Annotated in this window: 18 protein-coding genes (1 of these 18 only partly in view); 8 read left to right on the forward strand and 10 right to left on the reverse strand. The window is 67.3% G+C overall.

Going from position 1 to position 13,973, the window contains the following annotated elements:
- Both K368_RS0101355 and K368_RS0101360 read right to left on the reverse strand, forming a co-directional pair.
- Positions 1-435, reverse strand: partial view of a DUF3016 domain-containing protein gene (locus tag K368_RS0101355; protein ID WP_027170815.1) — the 5' portion only. Its footprint begins 66 nt before the window's first position; 435 of the gene's 501 nt are visible here — the first part of the coding sequence; it begins with the start codon at positions 433-435; its stop codon lies beyond the left edge, outside the window.
- Positions 436-438: 3 nt separating this feature from the next.
- A complete protein-coding gene (locus tag K368_RS0101360; RefSeq protein WP_027170816.1) occupies positions 439-948 on the reverse strand; it encodes a DUF2244 domain-containing protein in 510 nt (169 codons plus the stop codon).
- Positions 949-995: 47 nt separating this feature from the next.
- Here K368_RS0101360 and nth point away from each other — a divergent pair, with 47 nt between their 5' ends.
- Positions 996-1,775 (forward strand): endonuclease III, encoded by a 780-nt coding sequence (nth, locus tag K368_RS0101365; RefSeq protein ID WP_245259466.1) that lies wholly within the window; start codon positions 996-998, stop codon positions 1,773-1,775.
- A gap of 207 nt (positions 1,776-1,982) precedes the next feature.
- Positions 1,983-2,777 (forward strand): phosphoribosylaminoimidazolesuccinocarboxamide synthase, encoded by a 795-nt coding sequence (purC, locus tag K368_RS0101370; RefSeq protein ID WP_026175628.1) that lies wholly within the window; start codon positions 1,983-1,985, stop codon positions 2,775-2,777.
- Between the two features lie 90 nt (positions 2,778-2,867).
- On the opposite strand, the gene K368_RS0101375 is transcribed toward purC, so the two are convergent.
- Positions 2,868-3,518, reverse strand: coding sequence for a hypothetical protein (locus tag K368_RS0101375; protein ID WP_027170818.1), 651 nt, complete (start codon positions 3,516-3,518; stop codon positions 2,868-2,870).
- Between the two features lie 44 nt (positions 3,519-3,562).
- Positions 3,563-4,120 carry an invasion associated locus B family protein gene (locus tag K368_RS0101380; protein ID WP_197031055.1) on the reverse strand — a complete coding sequence of 186 codons (558 nt, stop codon included), beginning with the start codon at positions 4,118-4,120 and terminating at the stop codon, positions 3,563-3,565.
- Between the two features lie 197 nt (positions 4,121-4,317).
- Here K368_RS0101380 and K368_RS0101385 point away from each other — a divergent pair, with 197 nt between their 5' ends.
- Entirely contained in the window at positions 4,318-4,695 is a 378-nt protein-coding gene (locus tag K368_RS0101385) for a hypothetical protein (protein ID WP_027170820.1), read from the forward strand.
- A 23-nt stretch (positions 4,696-4,718) separates the two neighbouring features.
- Here K368_RS0101385 and K368_RS0101390 read toward each other — a convergent pair whose 3' ends face one another.
- The gene (locus tag K368_RS0101390; RefSeq protein ID WP_027170821.1) at positions 4,719-5,453 is read right to left on the reverse strand and encodes a SprT family zinc-dependent metalloprotease; all 735 of its coding nucleotides are present in this window, start codon (positions 5,451-5,453) and stop codon (positions 4,719-4,721) included.
- 82 nt (positions 5,454-5,535) lie between these two features.
- On the reverse strand, positions 5,536-6,804 hold the full coding sequence (gene phaZ, locus K368_RS0101395) for a polyhydroxyalkanoate depolymerase (protein ID WP_027170822.1): 1,269 nt from the start codon (positions 6,802-6,804) through the stop codon (positions 5,536-5,538).
- A 216-nt stretch (positions 6,805-7,020) separates the two neighbouring features.
- Here phaZ and K368_RS0101400 point away from each other — a divergent pair, with 216 nt between their 5' ends.
- The 5 genes from K368_RS0101400 (at position 7,021) to purQ (ending at position 10,471) form a co-directional block, all read left to right on the forward strand.
- Entirely contained in the window at positions 7,021-8,406 is a 1,386-nt protein-coding gene (locus K368_RS0101400) for an ActS/PrrB/RegB family redox-sensitive histidine kinase (protein WP_027170823.1), read from the forward strand.
- A 40-nt stretch (positions 8,407-8,446) separates the two neighbouring features.
- Complete coding sequence (locus K368_RS0101405; protein WP_027170824.1) at positions 8,447-9,049, forward strand: ActR/PrrA/RegA family redox response regulator transcription factor; 603 nt, start codon at positions 8,447-8,449, stop codon at positions 9,047-9,049.
- 107 nt (positions 9,050-9,156) lie between these two features.
- Complete coding sequence (locus tag K368_RS0101410) at positions 9,157-9,402, forward strand: hypothetical protein (protein WP_197030963.1); 246 nt, start codon at positions 9,157-9,159, stop codon at positions 9,400-9,402.
- A 149-nt stretch (positions 9,403-9,551) separates the two neighbouring features.
- Positions 9,552-9,791, forward strand: a complete 240-nt coding sequence (gene purS, locus K368_RS0101415; RefSeq protein WP_027170826.1) for a phosphoribosylformylglycinamidine synthase subunit PurS — start codon at positions 9,552-9,554, stop codon at positions 9,789-9,791.
- Positions 9,791-10,471, forward strand: a complete 681-nt coding sequence (purQ, locus tag K368_RS0101420; RefSeq protein ID WP_027170827.1) for a phosphoribosylformylglycinamidine synthase subunit PurQ — start codon at positions 9,791-9,793, stop codon at positions 10,469-10,471. The genes purS and purQ overlap by 1 nt, the downstream gene beginning before the upstream one ends.
- A 152-nt stretch (positions 10,472-10,623) precedes the next feature.
- Here the strand turns inward: purQ and K368_RS0101425 are convergent, their stop codons facing one another.
- From K368_RS0101425 to K368_RS0101440, 4 genes are all read right to left on the reverse strand, one after another.
- Positions 10,624-11,169, reverse strand: a complete 546-nt coding sequence (locus K368_RS0101425) for an adenine phosphoribosyltransferase (RefSeq protein ID WP_027170828.1) — start codon at positions 11,167-11,169, stop codon at positions 10,624-10,626.
- 84 nt (positions 11,170-11,253) lie between these two features.
- Positions 11,254-12,048, reverse strand: coding sequence for an inositol monophosphatase family protein (locus tag K368_RS0101430; RefSeq protein ID WP_027170829.1), 795 nt, complete (start codon positions 12,046-12,048; stop codon positions 11,254-11,256).
- A gap of 189 nt (positions 12,049-12,237) precedes the next feature.
- Positions 12,238-13,287, reverse strand: a complete 1,050-nt coding sequence (locus K368_RS0101435) for a tetratricopeptide repeat protein (protein ID WP_027170830.1) — start codon at positions 13,285-13,287, stop codon at positions 12,238-12,240.
- Positions 13,284-13,943 carry a thiamine phosphate synthase gene (locus K368_RS0101440; protein WP_027170831.1) on the reverse strand — a complete coding sequence of 220 codons (660 nt, stop codon included), beginning with the start codon at positions 13,941-13,943 and terminating at the stop codon, positions 13,284-13,286. The genes K368_RS0101435 and K368_RS0101440 overlap by 4 nt, the downstream gene beginning before the upstream one ends.
- Positions 13,944-13,973: the final 30 nt, after the last annotated feature.

Consider the following 13,973-nt stretch of genomic DNA (forward strand, 5'->3'; position numbering starts at 1 on the left):
GCCCGATTGTGCGGCGCGGGCGCCGAGCAGGAAGTTGATATCGCTCGCCCGCTCCTCGTTCGAGGCAATGCGCTGCCCCCGTTGGTTCAGCAGCGTGTAGCGCAGGCGAAAGGAAGGCGGGGTCGCATCGCTTACGACCCGCAGGCCGTAGGGGACACTGGCGCCCGGATTGGGGAATCCCGCCAAGTCCACATCCAAGACATCGACGACCAGACGCTCGCCGGGGGCAAGGAAGGGTGACGCCGCCTGCTCGATCAACCGGCGCAACTCGGCCAACGTCGCCTTGGGTCCAATGCTGGAACTGAATTGAGTGTTGGCGTCCACGTAACGGTCGGGCTCGATGAAACGGACCTCTACCGATCCGCCTGGTGCTGCGGTCGCGGAGCCGGCAAAGCCGACGAGAACGACGGTGATGAACAGGAGCCATGCGCGCAAGGCTCAGTATCCCTTCTTCACGTCCGCCAGCGCCCGCGTCAGTCCCTCGGCGATCCGCTCGCGGACGGGGGGCGATGCATCGCGGGCTACCACCACGAATTCACGGCGGGAGACCAAGGTCAGGGTCTGGAGCCCGTATTCCTCGTCCTCGACCCTGGTCAGTTTCGTCCACAGAGGATTGAACCGCCATTCGCGTCGCTCGCCGCGATGGGTCACGCGGGCCAGCGAAACCTCGATCGGCGAAATCATCACTTCCTCGAAGGAGCGCCCGCGCTTGAAACTCGTCTTCAGCGCCACGTAGAGGGCGATCATATCGAGGCCGAAAAAGCCCGCCACCGGCCAGAATCCCGCCTGGACACAGGCGATCGAGGTCACCAGCGAAACGGCCCCGCAGCCGATCATGACGTTTCGAAAGCCGTTATGTGTCAGCGATTGATGCGGGCGGATGGTCGCCTGAAAAACCGGGACATCGATGCTGTTCGGGTCGAGCCCGTCGGGATGGGATGGGATCATGTCGCGAACCGTGTTGCCGCTCTGCGTCGAACACATATAACCCACCGATGAAGACCCGACAGTCGAAGCCCCCAAAGAAGTCGACGACCGCGACGACATTGCCGGCGCCGAAGGTTCCCCGGGCGAGCAGGATTGGCGCGACTCTCGCCGACCCGCTCGTTGCTGGCGTGGAGACGACCCCCTCCCCTGTCGATGCCGCCACGGTCACCGAGGTTTTCGCCCGGCTCCGCGCCGCAAACCCGGAGCCGAGGGCGGAGCTCGACTATCTCAATCCTTTCACGCTTCTCGTGGCGGTGGTCCTGTCGGCCCAGGCCACCGACAGGAGCGTGAACCTCGCCACCGCCCCCCTCTTCGCCCTTGCCGACACGCCGGCCGCGATGCTGGAACTCGGCGAGGACCGGGTGCGCGGGTTCATCCGCACGATCGGCCTGTTCAACACCAAGGCGAAGAACGTCATCGCCCTGTCGCGCATCCTGGTGGAGCAGCATGGCGGCGAGGTGCCGGCCTCACGCCCTCATCTCGAAATCCTGCCGGGCGTCGGCACCAAGACCGCGAGTGTGGTGATGAACGTCGCCTTCGGCGTGCCCACCATCGCCGTCGACACCCACATCTTCCGGGTCTCGAACCGGATCCCCCTCGTGGTCGCGCCGACCACGGATAAGGTGCAGGCGGGACTGGAGGCGATCGTTCCGGAGCCGTTCCGCCTGAACGCCCACCATTGGCTGATCCTGTTCGGCCGCTACGTGTGCAAGGCGCGCAAGCCCGAATGCCCGACCTGCCTCATCGCCGATCTGTGCCGCTACCCGGCCAAGACCGTCGCGGCCTGACGGGACGGCGCTTACTCCGCCATGCATATCCGACTCGTGCCGCACGGCCGGGCTGCGGGCGGGTGCGTTGTACTGCAAACCCGCTTCGGGTAGTTTGCGCCACGGTCGTCGAGGCTTTCGACAAACGATGTGTTCTCGCGGCCCGGTCTCATCGAGGCCGCCACGCCGCGGATTCCGCACATCGATCGTCCGAAGGAGTCACGGCCCATGGACTTCCTCAAACCACGGTATACGCCTATGAACCGCCGCCGTCGCATCTACGAGGGCAAGGCGAAGGTCCTGTACGAGGGACCCGAGCCGGGAACGCTCATCCAGCATTTCAAGGATGATGCCACCGCCTTCAACGCGCAGAAGCACGAGGTCATCGACGGCAAGGGTGTGCTGAACAACCGGATCTCCGAGTTCGTATTCCAGCACCTCAACGATATCGGCGTGCCGACCCACTTCATCCGCCGCCTCAACATGCGCGAGCAGCTGATCCGCGAAGTCGAGATCATCCCCCTCGAGGTAGTGGTCCGCAACGTCGCCGCCGGCTCGCTCGCCACCCGCCTCGGCCTCGAGGAAGGCACGCAGCTGCCGCGCTCGATCATCGAGTTCTATTACAAGAACGACGCGCTCAACGACCCGATGGTGTCGGAAGAGCACATCACCGCCTTCGGCTGGGCGACCCCCCAGGAGATCGACGACATCATGGCGCTGGCCATCCGCGTCAACGATTTCCTGTCGGGCCTCTTCCTCGGTGTCGGCATCCGTCTCGTGGACTTCAAGATCGAAACCGGCCGCCTCTGGGAAGGCGACCTGATGCGGATCGTCGTCGCCGACGAGATCTCTCCGGATTCGTGCCGTCTGTGGGACATCAAGAGCCAGGACAAGCTCGACAAGGACCGCTTCCGCAAGGATCTCGGCGGCCTGATCGAGGCCTATACGGAAGTGGCCAAGCGTCTCGGCATCATGTCCGAGAACGAGAAGGTCCAGTCCGGCGGCCCGCGCCTGGTTCAGTAGCCGACGTCACCGAAACGACATGAAAAAGGGGCCCCGCACGAGCGGAGGCCCCTTTTTCATGCGCCGTCGACGGCAGCGCGTGGCTGGCCGCTATTGCGACGTCTCGGGAGTCGCCTCGGCAGGAACGGCGGCACTTGCCGGAGCGGGCTTACGCTTGCGCTTCACTGCGGCTTTGCCGGGCTTCCCATGCAGTGAGACGCCGATCTCGTAGCTCTCGCTCAAGGGACGCGGCACCACGAGATTCTCCTCGATCACCGAGAACAGACCCTGTGCCTCGCCCGGTCCGATCGACACCGCCACCTTGCGCGCCCGCGTCGCGATGATCTGATCACCGGCCTTGATCGTGAAATGGACCGGCGCCTCGAACCGTCCGGGCCGTCCCTGAGGTCCGAGCAAGACCTGCCCCTCTACGCCGACCTTCACGCTCACCGATCCATCGGCCAGACGCACGCATTCGCGGGCGAGACGTCCGAGGGTGATCTGGCTGCGCAAGCTGGCATTGTCGTCGGCCCGGCCACCGTAGCTGCGCAAAGCGGCGCCGTTCTCCGCGACATCGACCGTGGGGCAGTAGACCTCGCCGAGATCGGGGGGCTGCGACGGCGGGACCGTGGTCCCACCGTACTTCAGCATGTTGGTGAACCAGTTTCCGTCCTCGGCCAAGGCCGCCCGGGGCATCATGGCCGCCAAGGGTAGGAATCCCGCCACCAGGGCGATTCCGACCGTTATCGCGCGTGTCCGCATCGTCAGATCCCGCTGAACCTCCGGCACGGGGCGCCGGAACAAGCCTATTTCAGGCTGGCGAACCCGTCGCCGAAGCCCTTCATCGAGAGGGGGATGCCCACCCCCTCCTCCGGGGTCTGGAACACGATGAACGTGGCCTGCACCCCGGCGCTGAACTGCTTGATGAGGTTGTCGTCCATGACCACCTCGGCGACGCAGCCTGTGGTGAGGCAGCGCACGAACCCGGCCCGGCCGACATCGGTCTTGTCGATCTTCAGGCCGAGGCCGGAGGGTAGCAGCACGCCGAGGGGTGCCACCACGCGCAGCAGGTAGCCGCGATTGTCCGCAGTCTTGAGGACGATGACGACGAGGGTGAGGTTGGGCCGGTCCTCGGCGGCGAGGTACTGGACCAGGGCGCATTGCTCGGCTTTCGCCCCCGCCGGCGTCTCGCAGCGGAGCTGCCAGTCCCCGAAGGTATTGCGCACCATGCCCTGCGCCTCGGCGCGGCCGCCCCCGGCGAGTGCCACGCCGGCAAGAGCGGACAGGCAGACCAGACCGATCCGCGCTGGACGCCCGAGGACGGTCGCCCCATCCTCGGCGACCCGCCTTGCGCGCCTCAGCATTGCTCGAAAACCCACGCGCCGATCCCTCTCGCCTCACCCCTCATGACCAGGGGCACCCGATGAAACCCGCGGTGTTCCGACCATGCGCGGCTATTCTGTGTCAAGCGTGACCACTAGTTTACCCTCACGGGCTATCGTTACCCGAGATGACGCCCTAGTTCACAGGGCAAAGCCCCACGCGCCAACGGACCGAGCCCATGCGATTTCATGCTACCGCCGCGTTCCTTATCCTCGCCGGGATCGCTCCAGCCTCGGCCCAGTCCCTGCCCGTCGACGAGACGACCTATGTGGAGCGGTCGCTCAACCGCGACGGGCCGCTCGTGGTCGAACACCGGCCGATCCGGCGGATGCCGGGGGGGCGGGTCAATTCCAATTCGGCCGAGATCGCCGGTTTCTGCCGCGACGGCGGATATGTCCGCCGCCTCGACGAGTTCGGCAACCCGACGATCCTGCGCCAGCGCGAAGTCTGCGACAGCGTCGCACCCCGCACGATGCGGCCGGGCGATGTGGATGCCCGTCCGACTTGGCCGGCCGAGAGAGTGTCTCGGGACCGCGTCCTGCGCGCACGCGGGTAAGGCGGAAAAATCCGAACCGTGCCTCAGCCGTAGCGGTGGAGGCTCGCGCCGTTGCGCTTGAGCCAGCGCTCGGCCTCGTCCACATGCGGGCACAGGGATTCCACCAAAGACCAGAACCGCTGGGAATGGTTCATCTCGCGCAGGTGAGCCATCTCGTGCGCCACGAGGTAATCGAGCACCAGGGGCGGCGCCAGGATCAGGCGCCAGGAAAAGTTCAGCTCCCCCCGAGCGGTGCAGGAGCCCCAGCGCGAGCGGGTATCGCGGATGGTGATCCGTTTCGGTCCCTGACCCAGCTTGTCCGTATAGACCGACACCGCCTGGGCGAGATCCTTGCGGACCTCACGCTCCAGGAAGTCCCTGACACGGCGCGGCAGGTGGGGCGCCTCGCACGCAACGGAGAGCACCGGCCCGCCCTCCTCCTCCGACACCAGGGTCACGCCGCCGCGCTCGCTGCGATGGACGATGCGATGGCCGACCCCGCGCAGGGGGAGTTCCGCCCCCGCCTCGAACGCCACGCGATCCGGAACCTTGGCGAGCCGCATGGCGATCCAGCCGCCATGGCTCACCGCGAAGGTTCGAGCGACTGTCAGAGACGTCCGGGCAGGCAGGGTCATCACCACCTCGCCGGTGGCGCTCGACACGCGCAGCGTCAGTCTGCGGGCCGCCGGGCGGCGGCGCAGGGCGACGCGGAGTTTCACACCCTCATGGAGGATGTCGATATGGTCGGGATCGGACCCGCGCAGCAGGGCGACTCTCATGGCGTCAGCTTAGCGGCAGCCTCCCGCCGCCGCCATCGGCGCATCGGTCACGTCCAGAACTTTCGCGGGGTCCGATTCCGCATTACGCCGCCGGGCGTTGCTCCAGAGCCGGCAAGGCCTGCACCTCGCGGATGAAGGACGCGATACGCGGGGCAATGACCGTGCGATAGCGCGAGCCGTTGAACACGCCGTAATGCCCGACGCGCTCCTGCAGGTGATAGGCCTTGCGATCGGGCGGCAGGTTCGGGGTCAGGTCGAGGGAGGCCTTGGTCTGCCCGACGCCGGATATGTCGTCGTTTTCGCCCTCAATGGCGAGGATCGCGCAGGTCCGGATCGCGGTGAGGTCCACCCGCTCGCCGCGATGGAGCATCTCGCCCTTGGGCAGGGCGTGGTCGACGAAGACGGTCTTGATCGTCTGCAAGTAGAATTCCGCCGTGAGATCCATCACCGCGAGATACTCGTCGTAGAATTCCCGGTGCTTCTCGGCGGAATCGCCGTCGCCGGTGACGAGATGGTCGAACATTTCGGTATGGGCGTTGACGTGACGATCGAGATTCATCGCCATGAAGCCGCCGAGCTGGAAGAAGCCCGGATAGACGCTGCGCAGGGCACCGGGATACGCCAGCGGGACGATGGTGATGCAGTTCCGCTCGAACCATGCGGTGCCGCGCTCCTGCGCCAGACAATTCACGGCGGTGGGCGAGCGGCGGGTATCGATGGGACCGCCCATCAAGGTCATCGAGCGCGGCACCGGCACCATGCCTTGCGCCTCCATCAACGCCACGGTGGCCAGCACCGGCACGGCCGGCTGGCACACGGCCATGACGTGAAGGTCCGGACCGAGGGCGACGAAGATCTCCTTCAGGTAGTCGATATAAGTGTCGAGATCGAACCGCCCTTCCGTGATCGGCACGAGGCGCGCATCGGTCCAGTCGGTGATGAAGACCTGATGATTGGGGAGCATCGCCTCCACGGTGCCGCGCAGGAGCGTGGCGTAGTGCCCCGACATCGGCGCTACGATCAGGAGCTTGGGCTGCGGCTCGGAGGGACCGCGCGCGAAGGAGCGGTCGAAGGTCACGACCCGGCAGAACGGCTTCTCCCACACCACCCGTTCGCTGACCGGCAGGCTCGCCCCGTCGATCCAGGTTCCGGTGAGCCCGAAGGCCGGCTTGGCGTAGCGGCGGGTTCCGCGCTCGAACATCTCGCAGGCGGCAGCCATGGACTTCGCATAGGGCGAATAGGCGAGGGGATTGGCCGGATTCTGCAAGCTGTGCTTGACCATGTCGGCCGCGAGGCGCGCCGGCGCCGTCATCATGCGACCGAACTCGTACCAGGTGTAGGCCAAGCTCATATCCGCCCCTCCCTCGTCGTCCCGCGCCTCGACTTCCCGCCCGACTCGACTTCCCGCGCGATCCGACTTCCCGCGCGTTCGGGCGCGGTAGAGAACGCCGCGCCTCGTGAAACGTTCGGTACGAGAAACTCGTAAGGATGCGGAGTGCGCAAGGATGGGCGCAATCGGCGGGCGAACCATGGATTCCGCCCGGCCGAGCGCTATCGTTGAACAGACATGATCGACATGAGCACCAATGGCTTCGTCCGCGATGCCCGGCACCTTCGGCTCGACACCTTTGTGCGCCTGCGCTGGCTCGCGATCACCGGGCAGAGCGCGGCTGTTGTCGGCGCGCAGTTCGGCCTCGGCCTGCCCCTGCCCTTCGGCTGGTGCTTCCTCGTCATCGCGGCATCCTCCTGGCTGAACCTCGCCCTCCGGATCCGGTTTCCCGCGAGCTACCGCCTGAGCGACGATTCGGCGGCCCTGCTCCTCGCCTTCGACATCATCCAGCTCGCCGCGCTCCTCTTCCTCACCGGGGGCCTGCAGAATCCGTTCTCGCTGCTCTTCCTCGCCCCGGTGCTGATCTCGGCCACGGCCCTGCCCCCGGAGCGGACCCTGGCGCTGGGGCTCCTGGCGGTGGGGCTCGCGACCATGCTGGCGCTGATCCACCGGCCGCTGCCGTGGTTCGCGGACGGGCGGCTCGAACTTCCGTTTCTCTACGTCTCGGGGGTGTGGACGGCGATCCTCCTCGGGACCGCCTTCACCGGCGTCTATGCCTGGAAGGTCGCCGACGAGACCCGACAGCTCGCCCAAGCCCTCGCGGCCACGGAACTCGTGCTGGCGCGCGAGCAGCATCTGTCGCAGCTCGACGGGCTGGCGGCGGCGGCGGCACACGAACTCGGCACGCCTCTCGGTACGATCATGCTGGTCACCAAGGAACTCACGCGGCAGCTCGCCCCCACGGCCTCGCCCGCCGTGAAGGACGACCTCGACCTCTTGCGCGACCAGGTCGACCGCTGTCGCGGCATCCTGTCGAAGCTCACGTCCCTCGACGGGGACGAGGCCGGCATCCTCCAGACCGTGACCCTGAGCCATCTCGTGGAGGAGCTGGTGGCGCCCCAGCGCGCCATGGGCATCGAACTCGACGTCACCAGCCGCGGCGACGGTATGGAACCGGCGTGCCGGCGCAATCCGGGGGTGCTGTTCGGGCTCGCCAACATCGTCGACAACGCCGTGGACTTCGCCACCAGCCGCGTCGTCATCGAAGCGCGCTGGACCGCCGAGCGGGTCTCCCTCGAGATCAGCGACGACGGCCCGGGCTTCACCAGCGAGATCCTGCTGCGGGCGGGCGAGCCCTACGTCACCACCCGAAGCCCCGACAAAACGCGCGGCGGGAACAGCGTCGGCGCCGGTCTCGGCCTCGGTCTGTTCATCGCAAAGACCCTGATCGAACGCTCCGGCGCGCAGCTTACGCTCTCCAACCTGTCGGGCCACCAAGCAACCGGAGCCGTGGTCCGCGTATCCTGGGCGCGCCACATCTTCGAGCGGGACACGCTTCCCCGGCGCGGCACGGAATTCAACGCCGAGGTGCCCCTGACCGAACGCGGTCCGGCGCCTATATAAGTTGCCAACAACTAGGTTTTGGAAAATGGAGGAGCGTCGGATGTTGACGCAGAGTGTAAGTCCGGGGCTTGCTGCCGATGCGCTGCAGACGTCGGAATCCGACCCGCTTGCGGCCTTTGCCGACCGCACGCTGCTGATCGTGGACGACGACCGTCCCTTCTCCACGCGCCTGGCACGGGCGATGGAGGCGCGGGGCTACGAGGTCCAAGTGGCCGAGAGCGTGGCTGAAGGCGTTTCCCTGGTAGAGACCCGTGCGCCGGCCTTCGCGGTCATCGACATGCGCCTCGGCGACGGCAACGGCCTCGACGTGATCGCGCGGCTGAAGGAGAAGCGCCCCGAGGCGCGGGGCGTCATTCTCACCGGTTACGGCAACATCGCGACCGCCGTCACCGCCGTGAAGCTGGGTGCGTTCGACTACCTCGCCAAGCCTGCCGATGCGGACGAAATCCACGGGACCCTGATGGCGCAGCCGGGCGAGCGGGCCGACCCGCCGGAAAACCCGATGTCGGCCGATCGCGTGCGCTGGGAGCACATCCAGCGGGTTTATGAATTGTGCAGCCGCAACGTCTCCGAGACAGCGCGCCGTCTCAACATGCACCGACGCACGCTACAGCGCATTCTAGCCAAGCGTGCGCCGCGCTGAGCCGCCCCTGACGACGACCCCGGCGCGCGATGTTGCACGGAACCGGACCGGCGCTGTAAAGCTCCGGCCGCCCACCGCAGTCGCTGCACCGGGCCCGACGGAGATGCATGCCCGTGAACACGCGTAACCTGATCACGATCGTCAGCATGATGGTGCTGGTGGGTACCGAAGTCTTCGCCGTCGCCATTGCTGCCGGCTGGGCGCTCGCCGGCTTGTTCGATCTCGGCGATACCGTGGGCCATGTCCTCATGGTCTTGTTCAGTTCGATCGCCGCTTGGATCATGCTCCAGCTCTGGCGCCGGGCGGTGAGCATCGAGCCGATTCGCGATGCCGCGCCGGCCGCCCGTCGCTGATCCGGGGTCTAATCCCGAATTGCTCTTGCGCCTGACGGAGGCGGAACGGGCAGGGAGACATCCCCGCCGCGATGGCGTCGCCGCGTTGCATGGCCGGCATTTCCCGACTATCGCCTGACGGGTCGAGCCACAGCACCGAGTCCGAGCCCATGAAAGCCCGCATCATCGTCACCCTGAAGACCGGCGTGCTCGACCCTCAGGGCAAGGCGATCGAAGCCGCCCTCTCCTCCTTCGGCATCTCCGACATCGAGGGTGTCCGCCAGGGCAAGGTGTTCGACGTCGAGATCGCCGACACGGACCCGGCCAGCGCCGAAGCGACGCTGAAGAGTGCCTGCGAGAAGCTGCTCGCGAACACCGTGGTCGAGAACTACGCGATCGAGATCGTCTGATGCGCGCCGCGATCGTCGTCTTCCCTGGCTCCAACCGCGACGGCGACGTCGCCCGCGCCCTGCGCCTCGCCGGCGCGGAGGTGGTCAAGGTCTGGCACACCGAGACGGCGCTTCCGGCCGGCACCGACCTCGCGGTGCTTCCCGGCGGCTTCTCCTACGGCGACTATCTCCGCTGCGGCGCCATCGCCGGCCGCGCCGCCGCCATGGATGCTGTCCGCGACCACGCCGCCCGCGGCGGCCTGGTGCTCGGCATCTGCAACGGTTTCCAGATCTTGTGTGAATCCGGCCTCCTGCCGGGCGTGCTGATGCGCAACGTCGACCGGCGTTTCATCTGCCACCGGCAACTGCTCAGGGTAGAGCGCGCCGATACCCGTTTCACTTCGTCCTATGTCAAGGGACAGGTGATCGACGTCTGCGTGGCGCATGGCGAGGGCAATTACTTCGCCGATGCCGACACCGTCGCCCGCCTCGAAGGCGACGGTCGCGTGGCCTTCCGCTATTCCGACGCCTCGGGCGACCTGACCGTGGACGCCAACCGAAACGGCTCGCTGAACTCCATCGCCGGTATCTACAGCGAAAACCTCAACGTGCTCGGGATGATGCCCCACCCGGAAAACTTCGTCGAAGGACTGATTGGTGGGGTCGACGGGCGCGGGCTGTTCGAGAGCCTGGCGGCGTAGAACACGGGACATTTCTCCCCTTTGCGGGAGAGGGTACATGCGGAGCAGGCGGGAGAGGGGGAAGACCTCTTCCGCAAGATAGCGTTCTTCTCACTCTCCCCGCTGACGCGGGCCACCTTCTTCCGCAGAGGGGAGAAGGAAGTGTCGCGCTCTCAATGCCCGTCGAATTCCATCAAGGTCCGCACCGGCACGTCGAGATCACGCAGCTTCTGTGCCCCGCCGATCTCGGGCAGGTCGATGACGAAGCAGGCCGCCACCACCTCGGCGCCGATCTGGCGCAGGAGGTTGACCGCCGCGCAGGCGGTGCCGCCGGTGGCGATGAGGTCGTCCACCAGCAGCACCTTGTCGCCCGGCTTGATGGCGTCCACGTGGATTTCCATCTCGTCGGTGCCGTATTCCAGAGCATAGGCGATGGAGACGGTCTTATGGGGCAGCTTGCCCTTCTTGCGAATCGGAACGAAGCCCGATGAGAGCTGGTGCGCCACCGCTCCCCCGAGGATGAAGCCCCGTGCCTCGATCCCCGCCACCTGGTCGATCCGCCCGCCGGCAAAAGGGTGGACCAGGGAATCCACCGCCCGGCGGAAGGCGCGCGGGTCGCTCAGAAGCGTAGTGATGTCGCGAAAGACGATTCCGGGCTTGGGGTAATCCGGAATCGAGCGGATCGAATCCTTCAGCGCGGAGTGGCGGCGGGCTTCCATGCGGGCGGCTTTCGCTAGGATGGGTCGGGATCGGAGTGGGTTTGAATATGCCATGCCCTGGCGGGAAAGCCGGGGCCTCGGATTTCAGGCGTTGGCGCGGCGCAGGAGCTTCACGAGATCTCCGTGCAGGCTCTCGTTGCCGGCGGCCACCGAGCGGGCGGCCAGGGGCTCCGCGCCGCCATCGGCGCTGGTGACGAAGCCACCGGCCTCGCGGACGAGGATGATGCCGGCCGCGATGTCCCAGGTCTGGAGGTCACGCTCCCAGTAGAGGTCCGAGCGGCCGCAGGCGACGTAGGCGAGGTCGAGGGCGGCCGAGCCGAAGCGGCGGGCACCGCCGGTCACCGCCATCACCGCAGCGACCTCGCGCAGGAGCTTCGGGTGGTCGCCGCGCCCGAGATAGGGCGAGCCATAGGCGACGAGGGCGTCGGCGAGATCGGTCCGGCCGGAGACGCGCAGGCGGCGGTTGTTGAGATAGGCGCCCTTGCCGCGCTCGGCCACGAACAGCTCGTCCTTGGCCGGATCGTAGATGACGCCGGCGACGATCTGGCCGTCGCGCTCGAGACCCACCGAGATCGCGAAATGCGGGATGCCGTGGAGGAAGTTGGTGGTGCCGTCGAGGGGATCGACATGCCAGGTATGGCTCTTGTCCTGCCCCTCGATGGTCCCGGATTCCTCGAGGATCAGGCCGTAGCCTGGGCGCGCCTTCATCAGGGCGTCGCGCAGCACCTCCTCCGCCTTGCGGTCGGCGGCGGAGACGAAGTTGCCGGGACCCTTGCGCGAGACCTGAAGGTTCTCGATCTCGCCATAGTCGCGCTTGAGGCCGCGGGCGGCCTTGCGGACGGCGTCGACCATGACGGTCATGAGAGGTGAGCTGATCATCGATGCAAAGGTCCGGGTCGATTCAAAGAACGGTCTCGCGCGGCCATAGCATGTTTGCCGCCCGCCTCACCCCTCGCCGATGCGGGGCAGAGCAGAAACGCGCGCAGGCCCCCATGGATGCCGCATCGTCTGCGGTGCGCCGCGTCGCGCGGGGAGACGACAATGAGGTAGCCTCATCGTCGACTGGTATCACTCCACCTTCATCCGCGCCTCGGCCAGACGCTCGGCCCGGCTGCGCTCCTCGGCGGTGAGGCCGGCGAGGGTCTCGTCGAGCTTGGGGTCGGAGCGCCCCTGGGCGGCGGCGGCGAGGTTCCAGGCTGCCGCCTCCACGGGGTTCTTCTGCATCCCCCGTCCGAGAGCGTAGAGGATAGCGACGCGATTCTGCGCGATGGCGTTGCCGCGCGATGCGGCGTGCAGGAAATAGCGGGCCGCGCGGGCCTCGTCCTTCTCGGTGCCGATGCCGTTGAACAGCAGGATCGCGAACTCGACCTCACCGGCGAGATCGCCGTTATCGGCGGCGCGGCGGAACCACTCGGCCGCCTGTCTGGGATCCTTCGGCACCCCTCTCCCCTGGAGATAGAGCACACCAAGATCGTGCTGCGCCGGGCCGATCTCGCCCTCCGCCGCCTTACGAAACAGGGCGGCGGCCTTCACCTCGTCCTCCGCCGCGCCGGTGCCGATCAGGATCAGGGCGAGGTTGTAGGCGGCCGTGGTATCGCCCTTGGCCGAGGCCTGTTCGAGCCAGCGACGCCCGGCCTTCGGATCCTTTGTGCCGCCACGGCCGTCGATCGACATCAGGCCGAGGGAGGCCATGGCGTGGGTGTCGCCCTGGTTGGCAGCCAGACGATACCATTCGGCCGCCTTAACCGGGTCCTGCTTCACCCCGAGGCCCTGGTTGTAGAGCTCGCCGAGCAGCGTCATCGCCGCGGCGTCCTTATTGTCGGCGGCGATCCGCTTCGTCGCCTCGCGGAAGGCGGTGGTGTACTGGCCGCGCTGGTAGGCGCCGAAGGCGATGTCCGGTTCGGTCGCCGACCGGGGCGGCACCGCGCCGACCGCGCCGATGGAGTACGGGGTCGGCAGTTCCCGGACCTGCCCCTTCAACGTCTCCCTGGCGCGAGGTGTCAGCGCTTGGGGTGCCGCCGGATCGGTCGGCATCACTTTCGGCGCCTCGGCCCGTGCGGAGAACGCCAGGCCCTCCGCCACGGCGAGGGCGAGGGCGGCCCGGCGGACCCGCCTCACGTATCGGCCTCCGAGGCCGAGACCAAGGCCTGGATGGCGGCGACATCGGCCCCCTCCCCCATCCAGAGCGCGCTCTCCAGTCCGAGGAATTCCGCTCCCGTCGCCAGGAGCCCTTCCACCTGGGCGAGGTCATGGGCGACGGCGATGCAGGGTGTCTCGAAGATCTCCACCCACCATTCGGCGCGCTCGCGCACGGTATCGGCGTCGGGGGCGATCCCATCTGCGTAGAGGCCGCCGAACATCACGTAATCGACGCCGGCCTCGCCCGCCTCCATGGCCGCGTGCTTCTGCTCGTAGCCACCGGCCCCGAGGATACGGCCGTCGTCGAGGCGATCGCGGAAATCCTTCAGGGCTCCATCGCGCGCCTTGTCCACATGGACGCCGTCCGCCCCGCCCCGCGCGGCGACGCTGACGAGGTCGCCGGTGAAATCGGACACCGTGACGACCAGGGCGGCGCCGGTGGCCTGTGCCGCTGGGGCCAGACGCTTGACGAGGTTCACAAGGCTACGCTCATCCGCCGCCGCGAGGCGCAGGACCACGGCGGCCACGTCCCCCACCGCGCAGGCCGCGGTCAGCGCCTCGGCGAGGGCGTCGGCCTGATGGGCCTCTACCCTGTGGGGGGACAAGAGGGCGAGGCGGGTACGGGGTTCGGCCATTCTTCTCGTCCTAACAGCATCATCCCGAAA

It is taken from the genome of Methylobacterium sp. 10, from assembly GCF_000519085.1.
GTDB lineage: Bacteria > Pseudomonadota > Alphaproteobacteria > Rhizobiales > Beijerinckiaceae > Methylobacterium.

Excerpts from the sequence above, each read along its gene's own strand:
- K368_RS0101360 (WP_027170816.1), bottom strand. The coding sequence starts at position 948 with ATGATCCCATCCCATCCCGACGGGCTCGACCCGAACAGCATCGATGTC.
- nth (WP_245259466.1), top strand. The coding sequence starts at position 996 with ATGAAGACCCGACAGTCGAAGCCCCCAAAGAAGTCGACGACCGCGACG.
- purC (WP_026175628.1), top strand. The coding sequence starts at position 1,983 with ATGGACTTCCTCAAACCACGGTATACGCCTATGAACCGCCGCCGTCGC.
- K368_RS0101375 (WP_027170818.1), bottom strand. The coding sequence starts at position 3,518 with ATGCGGACACGCGCGATAACGGTCGGAATCGCCCTGGTGGCGGGATTC.
- K368_RS0101380 (WP_197031055.1), bottom strand. The coding sequence starts at position 4,120 with ATGCTGAGGCGCGCAAGGCGGGTCGCCGAGGATGGGGCGACCGTCCTC.
- K368_RS0101385 (WP_027170820.1), top strand. The coding sequence starts at position 4,318 with ATGCGATTTCATGCTACCGCCGCGTTCCTTATCCTCGCCGGGATCGCT.
- K368_RS0101390 (WP_027170821.1), bottom strand. The coding sequence starts at position 5,453 with ATGAGAGTCGCCCTGCTGCGCGGGTCCGATCCCGACCATATCGACATC.
- phaZ (WP_027170822.1), bottom strand. The coding sequence starts at position 6,804 with ATGAGCTTGGCCTACACCTGGTACGAGTTCGGTCGCATGATGACGGCG.
- K368_RS0101400 (WP_027170823.1), top strand. The coding sequence starts at position 7,021 with ATGATCGACATGAGCACCAATGGCTTCGTCCGCGATGCCCGGCACCTT.
- K368_RS0101405 (WP_027170824.1), top strand. The coding sequence starts at position 8,447 with ATGTTGACGCAGAGTGTAAGTCCGGGGCTTGCTGCCGATGCGCTGCAG.
- K368_RS0101410 (WP_197030963.1), top strand. The coding sequence starts at position 9,157 with ATGCCCGTGAACACGCGTAACCTGATCACGATCGTCAGCATGATGGTG.
- purS (WP_027170826.1), top strand. The coding sequence starts at position 9,552 with ATGAAAGCCCGCATCATCGTCACCCTGAAGACCGGCGTGCTCGACCCT.
- purQ (WP_027170827.1), top strand. The coding sequence starts at position 9,791 with ATGCGCGCCGCGATCGTCGTCTTCCCTGGCTCCAACCGCGACGGCGAC.
- K368_RS0101425 (WP_027170828.1), bottom strand. The coding sequence starts at position 11,169 with ATGGAAGCCCGCCGCCACTCCGCGCTGAAGGATTCGATCCGCTCGATT.
- K368_RS0101430 (WP_027170829.1), bottom strand. The coding sequence starts at position 12,048 with ATGATCAGCTCACCTCTCATGACCGTCATGGTCGACGCCGTCCGCAAG.
- K368_RS0101440 (WP_027170831.1), bottom strand. The coding sequence starts at position 13,943 with ATGGCCGAACCCCGTACCCGCCTCGCCCTCTTGTCCCCCCACAGGGTA.